The 24,004-nt window shown below is 60.2% G+C and carries 24 protein-coding genes and 4 tRNA genes; 17 read left to right on the top strand and 11 right to left on the bottom strand.

Annotated features, from left to right (window positions below; genetic code table 11):
* Positions 1–27 precede the first annotated feature (27 nt).
* Positions 28–801 carry a spermidine synthase gene (locus ACQ4LH_RS15690; protein WP_136665054.1) on the top strand — a complete coding sequence of 258 codons (774 nt, stop codon included), beginning with the start codon at positions 28–30 and terminating at the stop codon, positions 799–801.
* A gap of 21 nt (positions 802–822) precedes the next feature.
* On the opposite strand, the gene ACQ4LH_RS15685 is transcribed toward ACQ4LH_RS15690, so the two are convergent.
* Positions 823–1,614 (bottom strand): crotonase/enoyl-CoA hydratase family protein, encoded by a 792-nt coding sequence (locus ACQ4LH_RS15685; protein ID WP_430697998.1) that lies wholly within the window; start codon positions 1,612–1,614, stop codon positions 823–825.
* Between the two features lie 332 nt (positions 1,615–1,946).
* On the opposite strand from ACQ4LH_RS15685, the gene ACQ4LH_RS15680 reads away from it, so the two are divergent.
* From ACQ4LH_RS15680 to ACQ4LH_RS15670, 3 genes are all read left to right on the top strand, one after another.
* On the top strand, positions 1,947–3,662 hold the full coding sequence (locus ACQ4LH_RS15680) for a DEAD/DEAH box helicase (protein ID WP_430697997.1): 1,716 nt from the start codon (positions 1,947–1,949) through the stop codon (positions 3,660–3,662).
* Between the two features lie 207 nt (positions 3,663–3,869).
* On the top strand, positions 3,870–4,763 hold the full coding sequence (locus ACQ4LH_RS15675; RefSeq protein ID WP_430697996.1) for a hypothetical protein: 894 nt from the start codon (positions 3,870–3,872) through the stop codon (positions 4,761–4,763).
* Positions 4,763–5,458, top strand: coding sequence for a hypothetical protein (locus tag ACQ4LH_RS15670; RefSeq protein ID WP_430697995.1), 696 nt, complete (start codon positions 4,763–4,765; stop codon positions 5,456–5,458). The genes ACQ4LH_RS15675 and ACQ4LH_RS15670 overlap by 1 nt, the downstream gene beginning before the upstream one ends.
* Position 5,459: 1 nt before the next feature.
* Here the strand turns inward: ACQ4LH_RS15670 and ACQ4LH_RS15665 are convergent, their stop codons facing one another.
* On the bottom strand, positions 5,460–6,230 hold the full coding sequence (locus ACQ4LH_RS15665) for a DODA-type extradiol aromatic ring-opening family dioxygenase (protein WP_430697994.1): 771 nt from the start codon (positions 6,228–6,230) through the stop codon (positions 5,460–5,462).
* Positions 6,231–6,401: 171 nt separating this feature from the next.
* Here ACQ4LH_RS15665 and ACQ4LH_RS15660 point away from each other — a divergent pair, with 171 nt between their 5' ends.
* Positions 6,402–7,058 carry a thiopurine S-methyltransferase gene (locus ACQ4LH_RS15660; RefSeq protein WP_430697993.1) on the top strand — a complete coding sequence of 219 codons (657 nt, stop codon included), beginning with the start codon at positions 6,402–6,404 and terminating at the stop codon, positions 7,056–7,058.
* A 53-nt stretch (positions 7,059–7,111) separates the two neighbouring features.
* Here ACQ4LH_RS15660 and htpX read toward each other — a convergent pair whose 3' ends face one another.
* From htpX to ACQ4LH_RS15640, 4 genes are all read right to left on the bottom strand, one after another.
* A complete protein-coding gene (htpX, locus tag ACQ4LH_RS15655; protein ID WP_430697992.1) occupies positions 7,112–7,984 on the bottom strand; it encodes a protease HtpX in 873 nt (290 codons plus the stop codon).
* 145 nt (positions 7,985–8,129) lie between these two features.
* Complete coding sequence (locus ACQ4LH_RS15650) at positions 8,130–8,582, bottom strand: hypothetical protein (protein WP_275961474.1); 453 nt, start codon at positions 8,580–8,582, stop codon at positions 8,130–8,132.
* Positions 8,582–9,325, bottom strand: coding sequence for an SDR family NAD(P)-dependent oxidoreductase (locus ACQ4LH_RS15645; RefSeq protein WP_430697991.1), 744 nt, complete (start codon positions 9,323–9,325; stop codon positions 8,582–8,584). Before ACQ4LH_RS15645 ends, ACQ4LH_RS15650 begins: the two co-directional genes overlap by 1 nt.
* A 12-nt stretch (positions 9,326–9,337) precedes the next feature.
* Positions 9,338–10,549, bottom strand: coding sequence for a pyridoxal phosphate-dependent aminotransferase (locus ACQ4LH_RS15640; protein WP_305591725.1), 1,212 nt, complete (start codon positions 10,547–10,549; stop codon positions 9,338–9,340).
* A gap of 246 nt (positions 10,550–10,795) precedes the next feature.
* Here ACQ4LH_RS15640 and msrB point away from each other — a divergent pair, with 246 nt between their 5' ends.
* From msrB to ACQ4LH_RS15625, 3 genes are all read left to right on the top strand, one after another.
* Positions 10,796–11,191, top strand: a complete 396-nt coding sequence (gene msrB / locus ACQ4LH_RS15635; protein WP_430697990.1) for a peptide-methionine (R)-S-oxide reductase MsrB — start codon at positions 10,796–10,798, stop codon at positions 11,189–11,191.
* A 109-nt stretch (positions 11,192–11,300) separates the two neighbouring features.
* Positions 11,301–11,786 (top strand): glutathione peroxidase, encoded by a 486-nt coding sequence (locus ACQ4LH_RS15630; RefSeq protein ID WP_090387165.1) that lies wholly within the window; start codon positions 11,301–11,303, stop codon positions 11,784–11,786.
* Positions 11,783–12,256 carry a MarR family winged helix-turn-helix transcriptional regulator gene (locus ACQ4LH_RS15625; RefSeq protein ID WP_430697989.1) on the top strand — a complete coding sequence of 158 codons (474 nt, stop codon included), beginning with the start codon at positions 11,783–11,785 and terminating at the stop codon, positions 12,254–12,256. Before ACQ4LH_RS15630 ends, ACQ4LH_RS15625 begins: the two co-directional genes overlap by 4 nt.
* Here ACQ4LH_RS15625 and ACQ4LH_RS15620 read toward each other — a convergent pair.
* Positions 12,232–14,544, bottom strand: a complete 2,313-nt coding sequence (locus ACQ4LH_RS15620) for a response regulator (protein ID WP_430697988.1) — start codon at positions 14,542–14,544, stop codon at positions 12,232–12,234. The genes ACQ4LH_RS15625 and ACQ4LH_RS15620 overlap by 25 nt on opposite strands.
* A gap of 99 nt (positions 14,545–14,643) precedes the next feature.
* On the opposite strand from ACQ4LH_RS15620, the gene ACQ4LH_RS15615 reads away from it, so the two are divergent.
* Both ACQ4LH_RS15615 and ACQ4LH_RS15610 read left to right on the top strand, forming a co-directional pair.
* On the top strand, positions 14,644–15,537 hold the full coding sequence (locus ACQ4LH_RS15615) for an ATP-binding protein (protein WP_430697987.1): 894 nt from the start codon (positions 14,644–14,646) through the stop codon (positions 15,535–15,537).
* Positions 15,530–16,012 (top strand): GAF domain-containing protein, encoded by a 483-nt coding sequence (locus ACQ4LH_RS15610; protein WP_430697986.1) that lies wholly within the window; start codon positions 15,530–15,532, stop codon positions 16,010–16,012. Before ACQ4LH_RS15615 ends, ACQ4LH_RS15610 begins: the two co-directional genes overlap by 8 nt.
* 69 nt (positions 16,013–16,081) lie before the next feature.
* Here the strand turns inward: ACQ4LH_RS15610 and ACQ4LH_RS15605 are convergent, their stop codons facing one another.
* Positions 16,082–16,744: a glutathione S-transferase family protein gene (locus ACQ4LH_RS15605; protein ID WP_430697985.1), complete on the bottom strand. Its 663-nt coding sequence runs from the start codon at positions 16,742–16,744 to the stop codon at positions 16,082–16,084.
* A gap of 51 nt (positions 16,745–16,795) precedes the next feature.
* Positions 16,796–17,566 (bottom strand): hypothetical protein, encoded by a 771-nt coding sequence (locus tag ACQ4LH_RS15600; RefSeq protein WP_430697984.1) that lies wholly within the window; start codon positions 17,564–17,566, stop codon positions 16,796–16,798.
* Positions 17,567–17,790: 224 nt separating this feature from the next.
* Between ACQ4LH_RS15600 and ACQ4LH_RS15595 the strand changes: the two genes are divergently transcribed.
* From ACQ4LH_RS15595 to ACQ4LH_RS15580, 4 genes are all read left to right on the top strand, one after another.
* Positions 17,791–17,866, top strand: a tRNA-Glu gene (locus ACQ4LH_RS15595).
* A gap of 38 nt (positions 17,867–17,904) precedes the next feature.
* Positions 17,905–17,980 (top strand) — tRNA-Gly (locus tag ACQ4LH_RS15590).
* Between the two features lie 43 nt (positions 17,981–18,023).
* Positions 18,024–18,099: transfer RNA gene (locus ACQ4LH_RS15585), tRNA-Glu, on the top strand.
* 21 nt (positions 18,100–18,120) lie between these two features.
* Positions 18,121–18,196: transfer RNA gene (locus ACQ4LH_RS15580), tRNA-Gly, on the top strand.
* 107 nt (positions 18,197–18,303) lie between these two features.
* Here ACQ4LH_RS15580 and ACQ4LH_RS15575 read toward each other — a convergent pair.
* Together ACQ4LH_RS15575 and ACQ4LH_RS15570 are read right to left on the bottom strand one after the other, a co-directional pair.
* Entirely contained in the window at positions 18,304–18,714 is a 411-nt protein-coding gene (locus ACQ4LH_RS15575) for a PA2817 family protein (RefSeq protein WP_430697983.1), read from the bottom strand.
* Positions 18,715–18,781: 67 nt separating this feature from the next.
* Positions 18,782–21,229 (bottom strand): acyl-CoA dehydrogenase, encoded by a 2,448-nt coding sequence (locus ACQ4LH_RS15570; RefSeq protein ID WP_430697982.1) that lies wholly within the window; start codon positions 21,227–21,229, stop codon positions 18,782–18,784.
* Between the two features lie 153 nt (positions 21,230–21,382).
* Here ACQ4LH_RS15570 and ACQ4LH_RS15565 point away from each other — a divergent pair, with 153 nt between their 5' ends.
* From ACQ4LH_RS15565 to ACQ4LH_RS15555, 3 genes are all read left to right on the top strand, one after another.
* Positions 21,383–22,042, top strand: a complete 660-nt coding sequence (locus ACQ4LH_RS15565) for a transglutaminase-like domain-containing protein (protein WP_430697981.1) — start codon at positions 21,383–21,385, stop codon at positions 22,040–22,042.
* 209 nt (positions 22,043–22,251) lie between these two features.
* Positions 22,252–23,184: an ABC transporter ATP-binding protein gene (locus tag ACQ4LH_RS15560; protein WP_430697980.1), complete on the top strand. Its 933-nt coding sequence runs from the start codon at positions 22,252–22,254 to the stop codon at positions 23,182–23,184.
* Between the two features lie 11 nt (positions 23,185–23,195).
* Positions 23,196–23,975 carry an ABC transporter permease gene (locus ACQ4LH_RS15555; protein ID WP_090251084.1) on the top strand — a complete coding sequence of 260 codons (780 nt, stop codon included), beginning with the start codon at positions 23,196–23,198 and terminating at the stop codon, positions 23,973–23,975.
* Positions 23,976–24,004: the final 29 nt, after the last annotated feature.

The following is a 24,004-nucleotide window of genomic DNA, read 5'->3' as shown; positions in this document are numbered from 1 at the left end:
CGGGGATGTCACGGTGGAGAGTGGTGGATGCCAGGTTTACCTCCGGTTGGGCAGATGCCGGACCCGCTGTTGATCGCCGAAGTGCACGATGCCTTCGGGGTGATCCAGGTAGTCGAAATGGGTGCTTACCGCTTTCTCGAGTTCGGCGAAGCGATCGAGCAGAGCTGCGTGTATATGCCGGACCCCAGCTGGCTGGAGTACGACTACACCCGCGCCATGCTGCTCGGCGCCTTGTGCCATGAGCACCCGGAAAGTGCGCTGTTTCTCGGCCTCGGTGCCGGCAACCTGACCCAGGCCTGCCTGCGGTTTCTGCCGTTGGAAGATGTTGAAGTGATCGAGCTGCGCGCCGATGTGCCGCGCTTGGCCATGGAGCATATGGGCCTGGTCGATGACCCGCGCCTGACTATCCGTATCGGCGATGCGCTGGAATTGCTGGAAAGCGCGGAAAAAACCGACCTGCTGTTTGTTGACCTCTATACCGATCACGGGCCGGCGACTGGGCATCTGGCCTGGCGCTTTCTGGAGAACTGCCAGAAGCAGCTCAATCCCGGCGGCTGGCTGATTATCAACCAGTGGGCCGGCAACGACGGCAAGCCGCTCGGCGCGCCGTTGCTGCGCGGGCTCTACCACCGGCATTACTGGGAGTGTCCGGTAAAGGAGGGCAACGTGGTACTGCTGGTGCCGGCGGATCTGGAGCAGGAAATCGACTTTGCCGAGCTGCGCCGCCGTAATGAGCTGCTAGCGCCGCAGTTCGGTTATTCACTGGAGTCGTTGATTAAAGCGGTGCGTCCGGCCACCTGATCGGCAGTCGGATAACCAGGCTTAACGCCCTTTAAAGTCGCCCGGGCGGCGCTCCAGCATAGCTTTGACACCCTCCTTAGCATCTTCACTGGCCATCAGCCTTGTCACGCTCGGGTGCAGGCTGGCGGCTGCGGCAGCTGGGCCTTCGATAACGGCCTGGCGTGCCGAGGCCAGGGTGGCCTGCACGCCTAGCGGCGCCTGGGCGGCAATGCGTTCTGCGAGCCACAGCGCCTTGGGCAGCAACTCTTCGCTGGCCACAACCTCCTGGATAAAGCCCAAGCGATAAGCTTCGTGAGCATCGAACTCATCGCCGGTCAGCAGCCAGCGCATGGCGTTGCCCCAGCCGGCCGTCTGATGCATACGCAGGGTGGCGCCGCCGAAGGGGAAGATCCCGCGTTGCACTTCCATCTGCGCGAAGCGGGTATTGCTGGCGCACAGGTTGATATCCGAAGCCAGCATCAGCTCGATACCGATGGTGTAGCAGTAGCCTTGCGCGGCGACGATCACCGGTTTGCTCACTCGCGGTCCGCCGAATACGCCCCAGGGGTCGCAGCCGCCGTCAGGTATCTTCCAGCCGGCGGCAAACTGCGCCGCTACATTGGCTAGGTCCAATCCGGCGGTAAAGTGTTCGCCATGGGCAAATACCAGCGCCACCCGCGCCTCGCTGTCACGCTCGAACTCACCGTAGGCCAGGCACATGTCGTCGAGCATGGGCATATCGAAGGCGTTGCGTTTGCTCGCTCGGTCCAGGCCGATCAACATGATCTGGCCGCGTTTTTCACGGCTGACGCGGCCGCTGGTGCTTTGGGTCATGGCGGGGAGTCCTTGTGCGCAGGTTAGTAAACTGGGGCGTGAAGCCGTTACAGCATGGCAGCTGCAGGCTATCAGAGGATGACCATCCGGCGTGCTATATGCTCGATTTCAGGAAAAACCAGTACATTTGGCCAGGTTTTCCGGTATAGTGCGCGCCGGTCAATTCATGGCCACGTTCAGGTAGTACAACTCGCCCGAAGGTTAACTTTGGCAGTTAGTCCGTTTTGCGGACTATCCTTGACGATTCATTTATCACACGTTTTCGCAAATCCCCGCCGACATGGCTGCCAGGGTGACTTTCGGGTCTTACACGGCATGCGCAGCTTTGGAACATGGGTCTTTGCGGATGCACTAGAGGCAGACCCATGACCCAGGAAATCGGCGGCTTCGCCGCTCTCGATCTACATCCCAATGTTCTCGCTGCTGTAATTGCCACTGGCTATGAAGAGCCTTCGGCTATTCAGATTCAAGCGATTCCAGTAATCCTCGCCGGCCACGACATGATCGGCCAGGCGCAGACCGGTACCGGTAAAACCGCTGCCTTCGCCCTGCCAATCCTCAGCCGCATCGACCCGGCCAAGCGTCAGCCGCAAGCGCTGATCTTGGCTCCGACTCGTGAGCTGGCGCTGCAGGTTGCCACCGCTTTTGAAACCTACGCCAAGCAAATGCCGGGCGTCAGTGTTATCGCCGTTTACGGCGGCGCGCCGATGGGCCCGCAGCTCAAGGCCATCCGCAATGGCGCACAGATTGTTGTGGCCACTCCAGGTCGTCTGGTTGACCATCTGCGTCGCGACGAGAAAGTGCTGTCCACCATTCAGCACCTGGTCCTCGACGAAGCCGACGAGATGCTTAAGTTGGGCTTTATGGATGACCTCGAAGTGATCTTCAAGGCCATGCCGGAAAGCCGTCAGAGCGTGCTGTTCTCCGCCACTCTGCCGCACTCGATCCGCTCCATTGCCGAAAAACACCTGCGTGACCCAAAGCACGTCAAGATCGAAACCAAGACCCAGACCGTAACTGCCATTGAGCAGGTGCATCTGATGGTTCACGCCGACCAGAAGCACGCTGCCGTATTGCGTCTGCTGGAAGTCGAAGAATTCGACGCGCTGATCGGTTTCGTCCGCACCAAACAAGCCACCCTGGACCTGGCCGCCGCGCTGGAAGCCAAGGGTTACAAGGCTGCTGCACTGAACGGCGACATCGCACAGAACCAGCGTGAGCGCGTAATCGACTCGCTGAAAGATGGCCGTCTGGACATCGTGATCGCCACCGACGTTGCCGCTCGCGGCCTCGACGTGCCGCGCATCACCCACGTGATGAACGTGGACATGCCGTACGACCCGGAATCCTACGTGCACCGTATCGGCCGTACTGGTCGTGCTGGCCGTACCGGTCGCGCCCTGCTGCTGGTGACTCCGCGTGAGCGCCGCATGTTGCAAGTGATCGAGCGTGTAACTGGGCAGAAGGTCGGTGAAGTCAAGCTGCCAGACGCCAAGCAGGTGTTGGACGCGCGCATCAAGAAGCTCACCAACAGCCTGGCTCCGCTGGTTGCTGATGCCGAAGCCAGCCACGGTGATCTGCTTGATCGTTTGACTGCCGACATCGGTTGCAGCCCGCGTGCCCTGGCCGCAGCCCTGCTGCGCAAGGCCACCAACGGCCAAGCGCTGACCCTGGCTGAGGTTGAGCGTGACCAGCCGCTGGTTCCGAACAGCGGTGCTCCGCGTGAACGTAGCGAGCGCAGTGATCGTCCTGAGCGTCCTGATCGCGAAGGCAGCCGTGAGCGTCGTGCTCCTGTGCCATTGGCCGAAGGCCGTGCCCGTTGCCGTACCGCCCTGGGCGCTCGCGACGGTATCGCCGCGAAGAACCTGCTCGGCGCGATCCTCAACGAAGGCGGCCTGGTCCGCGAAGCCATCGGCCGCATCCAGGTGCGCGAGAGCTTCAGCTTGGTCGAGCTGCCGGAAGAAGGCCTCGAGCGTCTGCTGACCAAGCTGAAAGACACCCGCGTCGGTGGCAAGCCGCTGAAGCTGCGTCGTTATCGCGAAGATTGATGCTTCGCAGAATAAAAAAGCCCCGCCTAGTGCGGGGCTTTTTTATTCTGCGGATTTGCTTGTGCTGGCTGCGCATAGGGTTGATGAGTGGGCAAGCAAGGTAAGCTTGTGCTTTGGCAAAGCAGGCTGGAACAAGGTGTTGCAGAAGAAAGTCCGTTAAATTGCGGGCAAGTTTTTATACTGGGATGGAGGCAAAGGATGGCTGGCATGGAATTGCTGCGCTTGCGGGTATTGTTTGGGTTGTTGTGGTTTTCTGTTACCGGAGCCGACGCAAATCAGTTCACTTACACGGGGAGTGTCGGTCAGGATAAGGTCGAGCTGATACTCATCCATGACTATCAGCTCGACGCCTTGAGCGGTTATTTATTCAACCAGAGCGGGCGTCAGCCGGTTACGCTGGAAAAGACACCTTATCTGGATGGTGAGGGTTTGCTGATTAACATCATGGACATTCCGCGCATGGCGAGTGCCGCCCTGTCACTGGAGCCTTTTGTTCTAGGTGCGCAAACCCTGCAAGGCAACTGGGTCGATCTCAAGACGCGTGAACGCAGAAGTGTCGACCTGCGGCGGGCAGTGCATTTCAGTTATGAGAGCCGTGATGCTTATGTCGGTGAGATGCTGCAGGCCAAGGTGGATAAGCGGTTCTACTACCTGGTGCATGCGCAAAAGCAAGTCGGCGAGCCTGCAGGACGGGTTGATCATATAAGTGTGCGCGATCGCGTCAGTGGAGAGCTGGTGCAGAAACTGGACGGGCTGAACCTTTTCTTTCGTGGCGCCGAAACCCTGGAGCTAGTCGATTTCAATGGCGACGGAACCCTAGATTTTCGCGTCACCCCGATGCTGGTGAGAGCCAGTGATGGGGCGATAGTGGCTGGCGACCCCTGGTATTACCTTTATCAGGACGCTGCCGGTTACCAGCGCCACCCATCTCTGGAGGCGCTGGCTAAGCGCGGGCACCTGCGGTTCGATGCTAATGGGCGGGTCAGCCTGCGCCCCGAGGCCGGGGTTGACTATCAGGTGGGCACTATTCAATGGGAGCACTACAGTTTTGCGGGGACTCTCCAGTTGAAACTGCATGCTCGCAGCGAGGAGACCTTCTGATGCGATCACTTAATGCGGTGTTGGGTTGCTTGCTGACTGCAGTGTGTCTGCTGCTCTCGACGGTGGCGCAGGCCTCTTATGCGATTTATGAGGGTCGTCTTGGCACTTATCCGATCAGCTTTGTCATGCATTACGACAATGGAGTGAAGCGTGCACTGTATGCCTACGATCGCTACCGAACGCCCATCACCCTCAAACCGGCAATTACCCATGAGGCCTATCTGGGTATTGATGAGCTCGATGTCGACGGCCTGCCAGTGGCGCGATTTCATTTCACGCATGTCGACTTCTTTCGCAGCAGGCCGCAGATTTCTGGGCAGTGGGTGCGTTATCGAGACGGTAAGTCTCTACCGCTTGAACTGAAGCTCAAGGCGTTCCTGGAAACTGACAGTGCCTGGCCAGATGATGCGGTGAGCTTGCTTCAGGCGCAGTCCAGCGAGCAGTTTTATTTTCAGGTGCCATTGCGCGAAAGCGACGCGCGGGTTCTCTCCATCGATGTGATGGAGAAGTCGACTGGTAAGCGCCTGCAGGTGCTGCCCATTGATGGGGCAGCTTGCTGGAATCAGGGGGTGAACTCGGTGAAGGTCTTTTCGGAGAGCGGCGCTCTACGGATTGGTTTGGTAAAAACGCCTTATTGTGCCGGGCGCTTTTTTGTCTGGAATGATCAAACCACGCGCTTTGATGTGCAGCCCTAGGTCAGGCGAAGCTGTAGATGTCCATCCCCAGCGCGCCCAGGGTAAAGCCTCTGTGCTCGACTTTGAATTGTCCGCCTGCGCCCTGGGCGAAGAATAGCGGCAGCAGGTGTTCGTCGCTGGGGTGGTTGCGCACAGCAAAGGGTGCTTGCTGGCGGTAGTCCTGCAGAGCGGCATGATCCTGCTCGGTTAGTTTCTCCACGATCCAGTCGCGAAAGGCCTGTGCCCAGGGCTCGATGACATCCGGGCCTGCGTGCCAGTCTAGTTCGCCCAAGTTGTGGGTGATGCTGCCGGAGCCGATCAGCAGCACACCTTGCGTGCGCAAGCTGGCCAGGGCTTGGCCGACCTGGCGTTGCAACTCCGGGCCTTGCTGGCTAGGCAGCGAGACCTGCACCACGGGTATATCGGCTTGTGGGTACATCAGGGTCAGGGGCACCCAGGCGCCGTGATCCAGCGGCCGTTCGGCGTCGAGCTGCGCTGGCAGGTTGGCGGCGGCCAGCAGTTGGATTATTTCCGCCGCTAGCGTTGGGTTGCCAGGCGCCGGGTATTGCACTTGATAGAGCTCGGCAGGAAAGCCGCCAAAGTCATGCCAGGTTCGCGGTTGCGCCGCGCCACCGACCCGCAGTTCGCGGCTTTCCCAGTGCGCCGAAACCACCACAATGGCGCGCGGCCTGGGTAGTTGGCTGGCCAGGTGGGCGAGAGCAGGACCACTGGCGCCGGGTTGCAGGGCCAGCATGGGTGAGCCGTGGGAGATAAATAGGCTGGGCAGTGACATGGCAGACTCCTGATGTATTACTTGTATCTTCTATCAGCCAATCTGTGCATAAAAGCGCAAAAGCTAAGGTGTTTTGATCGCTTTAATAGATGGTTTTGTGCGGGCCGAATCCCTTGGCCTTATTGGCTGCGTTGCGGCACGATTCTCAGCTGAATTTTTACAGGAGCTTTTATGCACGCAGAATTCTGGCAGTCGCGTTGGGCGCGCAGTGAAATCGGCTTTCATCTGCCTGAGGTCAATCCGTATCTGCAGCAGTACTGGCCGTCGCTGGGTTTACCGGACGGTGCGCGGGTGCTGGTGCCGCTGTGTGGCAAGAGCCTGGACCTGGCCTGGTTGGCGGGGCAGGGCTATCAGGTGGTCGGTGTTGAGCTGGCGCAGCGTGCGGTGGAGGACTTCTTCGCCGAGCATAAGCTGCAGCCGGAGGTCAGCGAGGTGGGCGCTTTCAGGCTTTATCGGGCTGGCGTTGTGGAGATCTACTGCGGTGATTTCTTCGCCCTGACTGCCCAGCAGCTTGCCGGCTGCACTGCGCTGTATGACCGCGCCGCACTTATTGCCTTGCCACCGGAGATGCGCGCCCGTTATGCGGCGCACCTGACGCAGGTTTTACCCAGTGGCAGCCAGGGCTTACTGGTGAGCCTGGACTATGACCAGACGCAGATGGACGGGCCGCCCTTCGCTGTGGCGGATGACGAGGTGCAGCGACTGTTTACGCCCGATTGGCAGCTAGAGGAGCTGGCATGCGGCGATGTACTGGGCGACAACTGGAAGTTCCTCAAGCGCGGCCTTGAGCGCCTGGATGAGCGGGTTTATCGCTTGCGTAAGGCCTGAAGTCGGAAAAGAAAAAGGCGGCCCGTGGGCCGCCTTTTTCGTCTGCGTTATGCTTAGCCGCGCTGACGCAGGGCTTCGATACGCACTTCCAGTGGCGGGTGAGTCAGCAGCAGGCCAGCCAGGCCGCCCTTCAGGCCGCCGTTGATGCCGAAGGCGGTCAGGCTGTTAGGCATGGTGACCGGCACTTCCTGTTCGGCGCGCAGGCGCTGCAGGGCGGCGATCATTGCACCAGTGCCGGCCAGGCGGGCGCCGGCTTCGTCGGCCTTGAATTCGCGCTTACGCGAGAACCACATAACGATGATGCTGGCCAAGATACCGAGTACAAGCTCGGCGAAGATGGTCGCGACGAAGTAGCCAATGCCTGGGCCGTCTTCGTTTTTCAGGATCACCTTGTCGACAAAGTTGCCGAAGATCCGCGCGAAGAACATTACGAAGGTGTTCACCACGCCCTGGATCAGCGCCAGGGTGACCATGTCGCCGTTGGCCACGTGGCCGATTTCGTGGGCCAGCACAGCGCGTACTTCGTCGGGCGAGAAGCGCTCCAGCAGGCCCTGGCTGACCGCTACCAGGGCGTCGTTCTTGTTCCAGCCGGTAGCGAAGGCGTTGGACTCATACGCTGGGAAGATACCGACTTCCGGCATCTTGATCCCGGCTTCGCGGGACAGTTCTTCCACGGTCTGCAGCAGCCATTGTTCGTGACGGGTGCGTGGCTGGGTGATGATTTCGGTCTTGGTGCTCATCTTCGCCATCCACTTGGACAGGAATAGCGAAATCAGCGAGCCGGCGAAACCGAACACGGCGCAGAAAACCAGCAGGCTGCCATAGTTCTGGCCGGTAAAGCGGTCGACCCCGAGCAACTTCAGGGTGATGCTGGCGATGATCAACACCGCAACGTTGGTGGCCAGGAACAGCATAATGCGCATCATGGTGTATTGAGACTCCTCACGGGAAACATCTATCAGGCCGCTGAAAACCCTGTTCTGGCTGCTTCGCCTGGTTTTTCAACGGCCACTGTTGGTTATGACGGCTATATAAGGGCGCACCCCCCGGCACTTCAACCTGGCGACTATTTCAAACTATGTCGCTTGCGCCGTTCAGGTTGGATTCGAACAGCAGGCGGGTGAGGCGCGCGACGCGTTCGCCATGCCGCTGGCCGAGGGCTTCGCGCAGCTGAAAGGCCAGGGTGGCATGCACGCGACGGACGCTAGGCGGCAAGGCATCACCCTCGCGCAGGGCATGGGGCACGCCGCGAGTCAGGCGCAGAAAGCCTTTTTCGCTGAGTACGGCTTGATCCAGGGCGTCGTAGCCGATAGTGGTGTCGAAGCGGATATAGCCTTCCTCGGCGAGCCATAGCAGGGCGCCTAGGCAGCTTTGATGGCGTGGTGTGGGCAGGCCGAATTCATCCGGCTCTTCACGGCCGATCAGGTCTTCGACATACAGCGCGGCTTTGCTGGGGAACGCCTGGTACAGGGTCAGCATGCCGGCGGCGGCATCCTTGTAGAAGTCGTCGATCTGCAGGTCCATCAGAATTTGCCAATCATTGAGGTTGGAAGGTAAGGCAGCACGCGGCCCAGTAGCGCCCAGGGCCAGCCAGGCACGTAGGCGCTGACACGGCGTTTGTCGATGTGCTTGGCGATCAGCGCCGCGCCGCGTTCTACGTCAATCAGGAAAGGTCGGCTGGCCATGTCGCTGTTCAGTGGCGTGTCGATAAAGCCCGGTAGCAGCAGAGTGGTGTCGATGTTCTTGCCCAGCAGTTCGGCGCGGGTGGCTTCCATATAGCTGATCAGGCCGGCCTTGCTCGCCGAATAAGCGGCCGTGTGCGGCAGGCCGCGTTTGCCGGCGACTGAAGCGACGGCGACCAGATGACCGTGACCTTGTTGGCGAAACAATGCGCAGGCGGCATCTAGACAGGCAATCGCACCGATCAGATTGGTTTCCACGGTCAGTCGAGCGCGCTTGAAGTGGCCACCGCCGGCTTTGCCGGTCAGGGCGATACCAGCGTTGGCAATAATCCCATCCAGCCCGCCAAGGGCATTGGCAGCCAGGCCCACAGCGTCTTGGCAGGCTTCGTAGTCGGTTACATCCAGCGGTAGCACCACCACCTTGCGCTTGAAACGCGCCTGCAGCTCGGCAGCCAGCAGATGCAGACTGTCTTCGCGGCGTGCGGCCAGCGCCAGGTCGTAACCCTTGGCCGCCAACTCGCGGGCCAGGGCGGCACCGATGCCAGAACTGGCACCGGTCAGCAGATAGCGTTTGCCCTGGCTCATGGCTTGCTCCGATTACTGTTGGTAGGTCTTGAGGAAGCTGCCGATACGGCCGATGGCCATTTCCAGCTCATCCACGCGCGGCAAGGTGACGACGCGGAAGTGATCCGGCCACGGCCAGTTGAAGGCGGTGCCCTGAACGATCAGCAGCTTTTCCGAGAGCAGCAGATCGAGGACGAATTTCTCATCGTTATGGATCGGGCAGACCTTGGGGTCGATCTTCGGGAAGGCATACAGCGCGCCCATCGGCTTGACGCAGCTGACCCCGGGGATGTCGTTGAGCAGTTCCCAGGTGCGGTTGCGCTGCTCCAGCAGACGGCCTTGCGGCAACACCAGGTCATTGATGCTTTGGTAGCCGCCCAGTGCGGTCTGGATTGCATGCTGGCTCGGCACGTTGGCGCACAGGCGCATGTTGGCGAGGATGTCGATGCCTTCGATATAGCTCTGCGCACGGTGCTTGGGCCCGGAAATCGCTACCCAGCCGGAGCGGAAACCCGCCACGCGATAGGATTTGGACAGACCGTTGAAGGTCAGGCAGAGCACGTCCGGGGCCAGCGAGGCGGTGCAGATATGCACGGCATCGTCGTAGAGGATTTTGTCGTAGATTTCGTCGGAGAACAGCACCAGGTTGTGCTGGCGCGCCAATTCGACGATATCCAGCAGCACTTCCTTGGAATACACCGCGCCGGTGGGGTTGTTCGGGTTGATTAGCACCAGGGCCTTGGTGTTCGGGGTGATTTTGGCGCGCATGTCGGCGATATCAGGGAACCAGCCGGCCTGCTCATCGCACAGATAATGCACCGGCTTGCCGCCGGCCAGGGCTACGGAAGCGGTCCACAGCGGGTAATCGGGTGCTGGGATCAGCACTTCATCGCCGTTATTCAGCAGCGCCTGCATGGCCATCACGATCAGCTCAGACACGCCGTTGCCGAGGTAGATATCCTCGATGCCAACGCCTTCCACCTGCTTCTGCTGGTAGTACTGCATCACCGCCTTGCGCGCGCTGAACAAGCCCTTGGAGTCGCTGTAGCCCTGGGCTGTGGGCAGGTTGCGGATTACGTCCTGCAAGATTTCCTCAGGCGCTTCGAAACCGAACGGTGCCGGGTTGCCGATATTCAGCTTGAGGATGCGATGACCTTCCTCCTCCAGGCGCTTGGCGTGCTTGAGCACCGGCCCGCGGATGTCGTAGCAGACGTTGGCGAGCTTGTTCGATTTGCTGAACTGCATGTAAATGATCCCGAATGGTGGAACGCCGCTGAATTACCCTGCAAAAAGCCCCGATCTGACGAGCCTTGGCAGGTTGTAACGCCGGTGACAGACTGGGGTCGAATGATACGTGGCAGCCCGACCTTGGCAAAGGTACTGGTCGGGCTTTTTTATGGCACGCCATCCATGGCCGCCACCCTTTGGGCCGTCGCTGCGCGACGTTAAAAATCGCTCCCGGCGATTTTTTCATGTAGAGGAGACTTGCCTGTGAACAAGCTGGAAAAACCCCTGGAAGCCTGGCGCGAAGAGCTTTCCGAGGAACAGTTTCACGTCTGTCGCCTGGGCGGCACCGAGCGCGCCTTTACCGGCCAGTATCACGACAGCAAGGTGCCGGGTATTTACCACTGCGCCTGCTGCCAGGCCGAGCTGTTCGACTCGGATGCCAAGTACGACTCCGGTAGCGGCTGGCCGAGTTACTTCCAGCCGGTCAGCAGCGAGGCCATCGCCAGTCTGGATGACTTCAATCACGGCATGCACCGTATCGAAGTCAAATGCGCCAAGTGCGATGCTCACCTGGGCCATGTATTTCCCGACGGGCCGGCGCCAACGGGGCTGCGTTATTGCATCAACTCGGCTTCGCTCAAGCTGGTGCCGAAGGCTTAAGGCCATCGCATAGGCCTGCATTAGCGGGCCTTATCTTGCTTTAATTAAATTGCATGCAATTTAATTGCTCGCTATCTTGCGTCCATTCCCACTCCTCAGGATGACCAGCATGAGCAACGCACTCTTCGATATTCCGGTTACCACCATCAAGGGCGAGCAGAAGACCCTGGCTGATTTCGGCGGCAAGGCCGTGCTGGTAGTCAACACCGCCAGCAAGTGCGGCTTCACCCCACAGTACAAGGGCCTGGAGAACGTCTGGCAGCAGTACAAGGACCAAGGTCTGGTGGTGCTGGGCTTCCCCTGCAACCAGTTCGGCAAGCAGGAACCAGGTGATGAGGGCGCGATCAGCGAGTTCTGCGAGCTGAACTTCGGTGTGAGCTTCCCGCTGTTCAAGAAGGTCGATGTAAATGGCAGCGATGCCCACCCGTTGTTCGTCAATCTGAAGAAAAGCGCGCCAGGCCTGCTCGGCAGCCAGGGCATCAAGTGGAACTTCACCAAGTTTCTGCTGAGTGCCGACGGCACGGTGATCAAGCGTTTCGCCCCGACTACCAAGCCTGAAGACCTGACTGCCGAGATCGAAGCGCTGCTGAAATGATCCCGACCAGTCTGCACGCGGATGAGGGGCTGCAGCTGGACAACCAGCTGTGCTTCAAGCTCTACGCCGCTTCACGGGCGGTAATCCGCGCCTACAAGCCGATGCTCGATCAGCTCGGCCTGACCTACCCGCAGTACCTGGCCATGCTGGTGCTGTGGGAGTGGCAGCAGCAACCGCCTGCGTTGCCGACGGTCAAGGCGCTGGGCGAGCGGCTGTTGCTCGACTCCGGCACGCTGACACCGCTGCTCAAGCGTTTGGAGCTGCAAGGTTTGTTGCAGCGCAAGCGTTCGGCCAGTGATGAGCGTGAGGTGCATCTGGCGCTGACCCCAACCGGCTGCGCCTTGCGTGAGCAGGTGTTGCCGCTGAAAAGCCAGCTGCTGTGCGAGCGCGGGATTGATCTCGATCAGGTTGCCGCGTTGCGCAGCCAGGTCGGTGTGCTGCTTGATCAGTTTATGGTGCTTAACCACTGATCGAGCAGGGCCGCCAGCTCATCTTTGCGGAAGGGCTTGGCCAGGTAGTCGTCCATTCCCGCAGCGCGGCAGCGCTCGCGCTCATCGGATAGCGCGTTGGCCGTCAGGGCGATAATCGGCAGCTCGGCGAATTCGGTTTTCTGGCGAATCCGCCGGGTGGTTTCATAGCCGTCCATGACCGGCATATTGCAGTCCATCAGAATCAGATCGACGGCTTGGGTCTCCAGCAGGGTCAGTGCTTCGCCGCCGTGATTGGCCAGCAGTACCTCGCAGCCGAGTTTGCCCAGCATGCCCTTGGCCACCAGTTGGTTGACTGGGTTGTCCTCCACCAGCAGTACACGCGCCTGGCGGTTTCGCTGCGGCTCGCTGTGCTGCTCGGCGGCATGCGCTTCGCCTTGGCCGAGGGTGCGGCGCAAGGCCTGCAGCAGCGCCTGGCGTGACAGCGGCCGGGCCAGTTGTTCGATAGGCGAAAGTTTTTCCACCTGCTCGCTGCTGAGAAAGTTGCCATAGGCGCTGACCAGCAGAATCGGCAGGCTGGAAAGCGTGCGCAGCTCATTCAAACGCTGCGGGCAATCGCTGATCAGCAGGTCGGCATCGAGCGTGCCCAGCGCGGCATCGGCGTCCAGGTGCTGATACTGCAGGCCCCAGCTTGGCAGTAGGCTTGCCAGCTGTTCACTCAACCCGGAGCTGGCGGGGCTGAGCCCGATAATGCGCCCGTGCAACAGGGGAAGCTGCTTAGCGTTGGTCTGGCCGGGTAGCGGTAGATCGACGCAGAAGGTGCTGCCGAAACCTTCCCGTGTCTCCAGGCTCAGCTGGCCGTGCATGGCTTCGCAGAGACGGCGCGTCAGGGCCAGGCCTAGGCCGGTGCCACCAAACTGCCGGGTGATGCCAACCCCGGCCTGGGCAAATGGATGGAAGATCCGCGCCTGGGCGTCTTCGGCAATGCCGATGCCGGTGTCGCGGACAATGATCCTGACGCCGCCGGCCTGGGCACTGACGCTGATATCGACGCGGCCAAAGCGGGTGAATTTCAAGGCGTTGGACAGCAGGTTGCTGACAATCTGCCTGACCCGCGTCGGGTCGCCGAGCAGCTGGTTGGGCAGTTGTGGGTCAATCAGGCTGGTCAGCTCCACACCAGGCGCGGCGTTCTGCGACAGCAGGTTGGCGGTTTCTTCCACCATGCTGCCGAGGTCGAAGGGAATCTGTTCCAGTTCCAGCTGCCCGGCCTCGAATTTCGACAGGTCGAGAATGTCGTTAAGTAGCTCCACCAACACCTTGCCTGAGTCGTGGGCAATCGACAGCTGCTGGCGCTGTTCGTTGTTCAGTGGCCCGTCCAGGGACAGTGCGAGCATGCCGAGCAGACCGTTGAGCGGGGTGCGAATCTCGTGGCTCATATTGGCGAGGAAGGCCGAGCGCGCCTGGGCCATGTCCAGAGCTGTGCGTTTGGCTTGCTCCAGCTCGCGGTTGGAGTCGAGCAGGCGACTGTTGGCGGCTTCCAGCTGCTCGGTGCGCGCCGAGACCATGTCTTCCAGTTCAGCCAGGTAGCGGGTCAGACGGGCTTCGGCTTGCTGGCGCTGCTCGATTTCGCTGGCGATGCTGCTCAGTTGGCGGTTGGTCACATCGACCAGTACGCCGATCTCGTCGCGTTCATGGTTGGGTGGGTAGGGCAGCTTGGCGTTATTGGGGCTGCGCAGGTCGCGCTCGCTGAGGGCGCGGATAAACCCAGTCAGCGGCTTGGTCAGCATGAAATAGAACATCACCAGCAGAATCAGCGACAGCAGCAGGCTGCGGGCGAAGCCGGTCAGCAGGGTCAGCAGCGAGCGATTGAGAAAGTGGCTGCCAAAGGCATATGTGTCGACTTCCAGGCTCAGCTTGCCGAGGGCTTCGCTGGGCGAATGGCTGACGAACAGCGCGGTCTCGAAGTGCCGGCGTTCGCCGAACATAAAGTCGCTAATTATCCGATAGCGGCTTTCCATGGCCGGGCGGCTGACGCTGGCCAGGGTCAGCTGGTTGTTGTCGATGATCTGCGCGCTGATCACCGCCGGGGAGCGCAGCAGACCCAGCACCAGTTCCTGGGCCAGTTCGGCGTCGATGTTGTAGGCGATGCGCGCAGCCGGGTTGTGGCTGATTTCCATCAGCGCGTTAATCTCGCGGTTGATGGAGGCATCTTCGCTGGCATAATCGATGCCCACTTGCATCAAGCTGAGCGCCGTGCCGAGGATAAAGGCTACCAATACGGTCAAGCCGGCCTGTTTGAATGACAGGCGTTGGGTTAGCGCTATATCCATATGGGCCGGTTGTTCTCATGTTGAATCGCCTGCCAAGCATAGCCCATCTGTTTTGCCGGACGGCAGTGGCAGAACGGCTCAAAAAACCTGGAGTGTGTTGTGGATTCGCGTTTGAGTGATTTTTTGTTGCGTGCCGAGGCTGTACTGGCACGTTTAGAGCCATTGCTGCCGGCACAGCGCCCGGTTATCGACTGGCAGCAGAGCCTGGCGGCACGTTGGCAGCGCGATGGCCGCAGCGGCTTTCTCGCAGCGCTCAAGGTCAGTCTGGATGTGGGGCTGGCTGATCTGATCGGGGTGGATCGCCAGCGTGCTCAGTTGGCGCGCAATACCCAGCAGTTTATCCAGGGCCTGCCGGCCAACCATGCGTTGCTCTGGGGCGCGCGTGGTACGGGTAAGTCATCGCTGGTGCGGGCGCTACTGGCCGAGCATGCGGCAGCGGGGCTGCGTCTGATTGAGATTGAACGTGATCATCTGACCGATCTACCGCACATCGTCGAGCAGCTGAGCGAGCTACCGCAGCGTTTTGTGTTGTTCTGCGATGACCTATCGTTCGAGGCCGGCGAGGGCGATTACCGCATGCTGAAAACCGTGCTCGACGGCTCCCTGGAGCGTGCGCCGGACAATGTGTTGCTGTATGCCACCTCCAACCGTCGCCATCTGTTGCCGGAAAAACAAAGTGACAACGAAAGCTGGCAGCGGGTGGATGGCGAGCTGCATCCCAACGAGGCGGTGGAAGACAAGATCGCGCTGTCCGACCGTTTCGGCCTGTGGCTGTCGTTCTACCCATTCACCCAGGAACACTTCCTCGACGTGGTCCGCCACTGGGTCGAGGTGCATGCCGCGCAGGCCGGTTTGGCTTGGCAATGGCATGACGAGCTGGAAAAGGCGGCCATACGCTGGGCCCTGGGCCGCGGTAACCGTAATGGCCGCTGCGCCTATCAATTCGCCCGTGACTGGGTGGGCCTGCAATTACTGAGTAAGCACGATGATTGATCTACAACAAAGCGGGCAGGGGCTCGATGGCTACCCCTTGCTGGTGGCGCAACTGCAGGCGCTGCTGGCGGGTGAGCGCGACTTTATTGCCAATGCGGCGCAGTTTTCGGCATTTCTGTTTCAGGAGCTGAGCGACCTGAACTGGGCGGGTTTCTACCTGGCTCGTGGCGAGGAGCTGGTGCTTGGGCCGTTCCAAGGCAAGGTGGCGTGCGTGCGGATTCCCTTCGGTCGCGGCGTGTGCGGCGCCGCAGCGGCCACTGGGCAGACTCAGCGCGTTGAAGATGTACATGCATTTGCCGGGCATATCGCCTGCGACAGCGCTTCAAATAGCGAGCTGGTGGTGCCGCTGTTCAAGGACGGCCGTTTGCTTGGCGTGCTGGATCTCGACAGCCCGTCATTGGCACGTTTTAGTGCAGCGGATCAGGCTGGTATCGAGCGGTTAGTCGCGGTATTTATCGAACTGACCGATTGCTGAGTCAGCGCTAAAGGTAAGGCAAAAAAAGCCCGGCAATCACCGGGCTTTTTGTTGGACGGCAGCGATTATTCAGGCCTTGGCGGCCATCTTGGCGAGCATCTTCAGTTCGCCCGGCAATACAGCCTGCACCGAGGTGCGTGCGGTGATTCGCGCATAGTGCGCACTCAGGTTGGGCCAGCGTTGCGCATCCAGTTGCTCGCCGCCGTGCTGCATATTGATCAGCTGACAGGCCAGGGCCAGGTCGGCCAGGGTCAGGCTATCGCCGACTAGGTATTCAGCTGAACCGAGGGTCTGTTCCAAATAGTCGAAATGCGCAGGCAGCTTTTCGTGCAGGGCTTTCTGTACGGCAGCTTCGTCGCAGCTCTGGCCCATACTGGGTTTCAGTGTGCGGTTGCGAAATACGCTGAAAGTGCAGAGCGGGGCCAGTTCATAGTCGGCGTATTTCTCCAGCCAACGTACCTGCGCGCGTTGTTCGGCACTCTGCCCGAGCAGGGTGGGGTGTTCTGGGTGTTTGTCGTCCAGGTATTGGCAGATCACGCTCGAGTCGGCGAGGGTGAAGTCGCCATCCCTCAGGGCCGGAATACGCCCCAGCGGGCTCAGCTCGCGATACCAGGCCGGTTGGCCGAACGGCAGGATGATTTCCAGCTGGTAGTCCAGATTCTTTTCAGCCAGAAACAGGCGGACTTTACGGACGAAGGGCGACAGCGGGGCACCGTAAACGGTCAGGCTCATGCGCGGCACTCGTGGGCAGGGCGGTAGCGCGCAAACTGCGCGCTGGAGGGGTTAGTCGTAGATGTTCTTCTTCTTCCATTCGTCGTCACCGCCGAGAGATTCAAGGCCGGCGTCCAGTTCGCTGGGCTGGTCGGGGGCGGGCTTGCTGCTTTCCAGAACCATGGCGTTGGCGCGCGCTAGCTGCTCTTCGAATTTCTTCAGGGCGTTCTGGTAAGGGGTGGGGTCGGGTTGTTTGCGCAGGTATTGCACGCCGCGCTCGAACGCCAGACGCGCTTGGCCTGGCTGGTTCTGCTGCAAGGCCTGTTGGCCAAGGTTGCCGAAAAATTCGATATGCACCTGGGTCAGCATATGGCGCACTTCTTTCAGCCAGTGTTTGGCCTCGTTGGCCGGGATAATCCCGTCTTTGGCGCAGCGGGTCAGTTGGCCGTGGAGGTTTTCCAGCTGGAAACGCACTTCCTTGGCCTTGGCTTCATTGGCAATGGGTTGCGGCGGGTTGCTTACGGCAATCGACTCGCCTTGGGCAATTAGTTTGCGCAGCTCTTCAATGCGCGCCTTGAGGGCGTTGTTGCCTTTGTCCAACGGCAGCATGCGTTCACTGAAGTGCAACTGCAGGCGACTGAGCATCAGCTTCAAGGCTGGAGACATCAGTTGACCGGGGAGGGCTTCGGCGAGGTCCGTGCAGCGGCGCAGGCGATCATTGAGGTCGGCCTTGATGCGTGCCTTCTCCAGCTTGTTGTTCTCGACCATATGATTGATATAGGCAATGGCGATCAATACGACGATGCCAGAAACAATCAATATGGTAATCACGAGTGGGGACATGGGTGGAGCCTCTCGATCACCGGTTTTTCTTCCGAGTGTAGTGCGTTAGCCGGGAGGCTGATAGGGCTGCCTCACATTCGGCGCTGAAGTCTTTGATTTATAAAAATTTTTACACAGAGGTTGACGGGCCTTGCAAGGCTCCATAGAATGCGCGCCACTTCGTAGCGCAATGCCTCACGGCAAAACGTGTAGAAGCCGGATAGAAGTTGTAGTTTCCGGGCTGCGTCCCCTTCGTCTAGTGGCCTAGGACACCGCCCTTTCACGGCGGTAACAGGGGTTCGAGTCCCCTAGGGGACGCCACTTCTTTATGAAGTGTGCTGCTAAAAACCAAGTTGTATGCGGGAATAGCTCAGTTGGTAGAGCACGACCTTGCCAAGGTCGGGGTCGCGAGTTCGAGTCTCGTTTCCCGCTCCAAATTCAGGTCATCTGCTCAGGCAGGTAGCCGAAAAGTTCCAAGGTCCCCTTCGTCTAGTGGCCTAGGACACCGCCCTTTCACGGCGGTAACAGGGGTTCGAGTCCCCTAGGGGACGCCATTTTTAGTACCAAGCTGTATTGCGGGAATAGCTCAGTTGGTAGAGCACGACCTTGCCAAGGTCGGGGTCGCGAGTTCGAGTCTCGTTTCCCGCTCCAAATAAACGAAAACGCCGCTCACTGAGCGGCGTTTTTGTTTCTGTTATGAAGCATATAAAAAAGCCCGCCGGTTATGCCGTGCGGGCTTTTTTGTTTCTGGCTGAGGTTTAGTGCTTGCTGCCCTGCGCGGGCATGGCCAGCAGCTGTTTTTCCTGGTTCCAGTCGAAGGGTTCGTCGTTTTCTTCGGCGTAGAAGCGGCGTTCTTCGAGGGTTTGGTACATTTCGATTTCTTCGTCCGGCATGAAATGCAGGCAGTCACCGCCGAAGAACCACAGCAGGTCGCGCGGTACCAGATGGGCGATCTGCGGGTAGCGCTGAAAGATCTGGCTGATCAGGTCCTGACCCAGGTAGAGGCTGGCTTCCGGGTCGCTCGGCAGGTCGCTGAGCAATTCGTCGTAGCGCTCCAGGTACATGGCGTGGCTGTCATCGAGAATCTGCTCGGCTTCGCCCAGGGCGACCAGGATGGTGCGCAGGTGCTGCAGCAGGGCGAGGTGATGGTCGATGTGGGTGCTGGCCATGGGGGCAATCCTGTAGGTAAAACGGGCGCGCAAGTATAAGGCTCGCGTCGCCCGCTGTCCTGTCTGCTTAACGCACCTTGCCGGAGCCTAGAGTCAGTTCTTCCTTGGCGAAGTCATCGACATCAATGACTACCCGGCGCGCCGCTTCGGCCTGATGCAGGCTGTGGGCCTCTTCCGTGTTGAGAACGCCTGCAGCCAGCGCGGCATCGATCAGGCTTTGCCCTGGCAGTTCCTGTACCTGGCCGGCTTTGACGGCCTTGTGCAGTTTCTTCTGCATGCCCTGTACGTCCTGCAGCAAGTTCATTGCATATTGCAGGGCACCCACGGGGTCCTGTTCGGCTTGTGGGCGGTAGCAGCCTTCGAGCAGCTCCTCCAGCGCCGGGTCACCGCTGTTGCGACCGATAATACCGGCCACTTCGGCGTCCAGTTCATCGCTTGGGCCTTTGTGTCGGCGGCCCAATGGCAATACCAGCAAGCGCAGGGCGCAGCCGAGCAGTTTGCTGGGGAAGTTGCTGAGCAGCTCTTCCAGCGCCTGCTCGGCCTTGCCCAGGCTTTCTTCCACGGCCCAGCGCAACATGGGCTGCGAATGGTCCGGGTAACCGAGGTCGTGGTAGCGCTTGAGCGCCGCCGAGGCCAGGTACAGGTGGCTGAGTACATCACCGAGGCGCGCCGACAGGCGTTCGCGGCGTTTAAGCTCACCGCCAAGCAGCATCATGCTGGTGTCGGCGAGCAGGGCGAAGGACGCTGCCAGGCGGTTGAGCGCGCGGAAATAAGGGCGGCTGATGCGGTCGCCCGGCACCTGGCTGAAGACGCCAAAACCGAGGCTGAGCAGGAGGCTGCTGGCGGCATTGCTGACGGCAAAACCGATATGTTGCAGCAGCAGTTTGTCGAATTCCTGCAGCGACTGATCCTGGTCTTCACGGCTGGCCAGGGCCATTTCCTTGAGCACGTAGGGGTGGCAGCGAATCGCGCCCTGACCAAAGATCATCAGGTTGCGCGAGAGGATATTGGCCCCCTCCACGGTGATAAAGATCGGTGCGCCTTGCCATGAGCGCGCCAGGTAGTTGTTCGGGCCCATGACGATGCCCTTACCGCCATGCACGTCCATGGCGTGGCTGATGCATTCGCGGCCGCGTTCGGTCAGGTGGTATTTGAGGATGGCCGAGAGCACCGAGGGCTTCTCGCCCAGATCCACCGCATTGGCAGTGAGGATGCGTGCGCTGTCCATCAGCCAGGCGTTACCGCCGATACGAGCGAGGGCTTCCTGAATGCCTTCGAAGGCGGACAGCGGCACGTTGAACTGTTCGCGGACCTGGCTGTACTGGCCGGTGGTCAGGCTGGTGAACTTGGCCGCGCCGGTGCCGACTGCGGGCAGGGAGATCGAGCGGCCCACCGACAGGCAGTTCATCAACATCATCCAGCCCTTGCCGAGCATTTCTTCACCGCCGATCAGGTAGTCCAGCGGGATAAACACATCCTTGCCGGAATTGGGGCCGTTCATAAAGGCGGCGCCGAGCGGTAGGTGGCGACGGCCGATTTCGACGCCGGGTGTTTCGGTGGGTACCAGGGCCAGGCTGATGCCGAGGTCTTCCTCTTCGCCCAGCAGATGCTCGGGATCGTAGGCCTTGAAGGCCAGGCCGAGCAGGGTGGCGACCGGACCAAGGGTGATATAGCGTTTTTCCCAGTTCAGACGCAGGCCGATGACTTCTTCGCCTTGCCACTGGCCTTTGCAGATGATTCCGGTATCCGGCATGGCGCCGGCGTCGGAGCCGGCCAGGGGGCCAGTGAGGGCGAAGCAGGGGATGTCTTCACCGCGCGCCAGGCGCGGCAGGTAATGGTCACGCTGGGCGTCGGTGCCGTAGTGCAGCAGCAGTTCGGCAGGGCCGAGAGAGTTGGGCACCATCACGGTGGATGCCAGGTCGCCGGAGCGGGTGGCCAGCTTCATTGCCACCTGGGAGTGGGCGTAGGCGGAAAAGCCCTTGCCGCCGTATTGTTTGGGGATGATCAGGGCGAAGAAGCCATGGCTCTTGATATGTGCCCAGGCTTCGGCTGGCAGGTCCATCTGCTGGCCGATCTGCCAGTCACTGACCATGGCGCACAGCGCTTCGGTCGGACCATCGATAAACGCCTGCTCTTCCTCGGTAAGTTGCGCCTTGGGGTAGGCGAGCAGGGTGTCCCAGTCCGGGCGGCCGCTGAACAGCTCGCCATCCCACCACACCGTGCCGGCTTCAATGGCGTCGCGTTCGGTGGCCGACATCGGCGGCAGCACGCGCTTGAACCAGGCAAACAACGGTGCAGTGAACAGGCTGCGGCGTTGTTGCGGCAACAGCAGTGGCAAGGCCACGGCCAGCAGGAGTAGCCAGAACAGGCCCATCAGCCAGACAGGTGCATGGCTGAACACGCCCATCAAAATCAAAAAGCCGGCCACTATGCCCAGGGCGGGCAGGGGAGCCGTGCGCCGATGGGCGAGAAAGGCCGTGCCGAACAGCAGGGCGAGTAACCAGAGAGCGAGCATGCAGAATCCTCCATGATGACAATGCGCTTTTTACGCACCATCACGAGCGTAGTCGTCATTGATGGCGACAAGAGCGGTGAGCTTGGCTGAATCGTCGTGACATTGGCTGGACTCGCGTCGCTAGACTGGTTTCTCAGCCATGGAGAAACCTTGATGCGTGAATACCTCGAGCCCGGCCGCTTCATCGATAGTGACCACCCAGCGCTGGTGGAGTTCGCAGAAAAGTTTCGCGGGGCCAGCCGCGACCCGCGTCAGCAGGCCATCAATCTGTACTACGCGGTGCGCGATGAAATTCGCTACAACCCCTATGTATTCAGCCGCGACGCCGACACCTTGAAAGCCAGTCACGCATTGCAGGCAGGGGAGAGTTACTGCGTGCCCAAGGCCACTTTGCTCGCCGCCTGCGCCCGCCATTGCGGCATCCCGGCGCGCATCGGCCTGGCCGATGTACGCAACCATCTGGCCACTCCACGGCTGCTGGAAATGCTGCGCAGTGAAGTGTTCGCCATGCATGGCTACACCGAGTTGTTTCTCGACGGCCGTTGGGTCAAGGCTACGCCGGCGTTCAACCTGGCGCTGTGCCGGGTATTCAAAGTGGCGCCGTTGGAGTTCGATGGCCTGAGTGATAGCGTATTTCACCCGTTCAACCAGCAGGGCGAGCGTTATATGGAATACCTGCATGACCACGGCCAGTTTGCCGATGTGCCGGAGCAGCTGTTCTTCGGTCATCTGGCCGCTTGCTACCCGCATCTGTTTACCGAGGATGCGATATCGATCAGTGGCGACTTCGCGGCCGAGGCCGTGCCCGGCTGATGTATCGACAGGGCTGATAAGCACCATCGGAAACTGCCGGGTTTAATCTGCGCCTGGCGCTGGTAGGCTGCTGCCCAGCCGTGGGGGCGGCAGTTGTGCGCAAAGATACTGTGGTGGCGATGTTCCAGGCGCTAGACTTGGGCCACTTCGCGCTGCGTGGCGCAGCCCCTCTCGAATTTCTTTTTCTCTGATCAGGTGTGCGCATTTTTATGAGTACTGCTCTGTCCATTCGCCAGTTGACCAAGACCTATGGCAACGGCTTCCAGGCGCTGCATGGCATCGACCTGGACGTGGCTGAAGGCGATTTCTTCGCCTTGCTCGGCCCCAACGGTGCCGGCAAATCCACCACCATCGGCATTCTTTCCACCCTGGTGACTAAAAGCAGCGGCACGGTGAACGTGTTCGGTCACGACCTGGACAAACAGTCCTCGGCGCTCAAGCGCTGCCTGGGTGTGGTGCCGCAGGAGTTCAACTTCAACCAGTTCGAGAAGGCCTTCGACATCGTCGTGACCCAGGCCGGTTACTACGGTATCCCGGCGAAAATCGCCAAGGAGCGCGCCGAGCAGTACCTCAACCAGCTCGGCCTGTGGGGCAAGCACAACGTGCCGTCGCGCGAGCTGTCTGGCGGGATGAAGCGTCGCCTGATGATCGCCCGCGCCCTGGTGCATCAGCCGCGTTTGTTGATTCTCGATGAGCCGACTGCCGGGGTTGATATCGAACTGCGTCGCTCGATGTGGAGCTTTCTCACCGAGCTGAACGAGCAGGGCATCACCATTATCCTGACCACCCACTACCTGGAAGAGGCCGAACAGCTGTGCCGCAATATCGGCATCATCGACCACGGGCGGATTGTCGAGAACACCAGCATGAAGGACCTGCTGAAGAAGCTGCATGTGGAGACCTTCCTGCTCGACCTCAAGGAATCGCTGCTGGTTGCGCCGCAACTAATTGGCTACCCGGCGCAGTTGCTCGATGGGCACACCCTGGAAGTGCAGGTGGACAAGGCTCAGGGCATTACCGAGCTGTTCCGTCAGCTGGCTCTGCAGAATGTCGAGGTGCTCAGCTTGCGCAATAAAACCAACCGCCTGGAGGAGCTGTTCGTCTCCCTGGTCGAGAAGAATCTGGCGAAGGTGGCGGTATGAGCACGGCTTATCTGAACTCCGAATTCACCGCCAACATGGTGGCGCTGCGCACCATCGTCTACCGCGAGATCCGCCGCTTTACCCGCATCTGGCCGCAGACCCTGCTGCCGCCGGCGATCACCATGGTTCTGTACTTCGTGATCTTCGGCAACCTGATCGGTAGTCAGATCGGCGACATGGGTGGCTTCACTTATATGGAGTACATCGTGCCGGGGCTGATCATGATGTCGGTGATTACCAACTCCTACGGCAACGTGGTGTCGAGTTTCTTCGGCAGCAAGTTCCAGCGCTCCATCGAGGAACTGATGGTTTCGCCGGTGTCGCCGCATATCATCCTCACCGGCTATGTGGTCGGCGGCGTGCTGCGCGGCCTGGCGGTGGGTTTTATCGTCACTCTGCTGTCGCTGTTCTTCACCAAGCTGCAGGTGCATCACCTCGGCGTGACCGTGCTGGTGGTGCTGCTGACCGCGACCATCTTCTCCCTAGGCGGCTTTATCAACGCCGTGTTCGCGCGCAACTTCGATGATATTTCGATCATTCCGACCTTTGTGCTGACGCCTTTGACCTACCTGGGCGGGGTGTTCTACTCGATCACCTTGCTGCCGCAGTTCTGGCAAACGGTGTCCCTGGCCAACCCGGTGCTGCATATGGTCAACGCCTTCCGCTACGGCATTCTCGGGGTGTCCGATATCCGTATCGGCGTGGCCATCGGTTTTATGCTGGTCGCCACTGCCGTGCTGTATGGCGTGTGTATCCGTCTGCTGGTCAGCGGCCGCGGCATGCGTCAGTAGCAATTGCCTAATATCGGGAAACATTTTTA

The organism is Pseudomonas peli (genome assembly GCF_050563605.1).
GTDB lineage: Bacteria > Pseudomonadota > Gammaproteobacteria > Pseudomonadales > Pseudomonadaceae > Aquipseudomonas > Aquipseudomonas peli_A.
The sequence above is the reverse complement of the archived record's forward strand: the minus strand, read 5'-3'. Positions and strand labels throughout refer to the sequence as shown.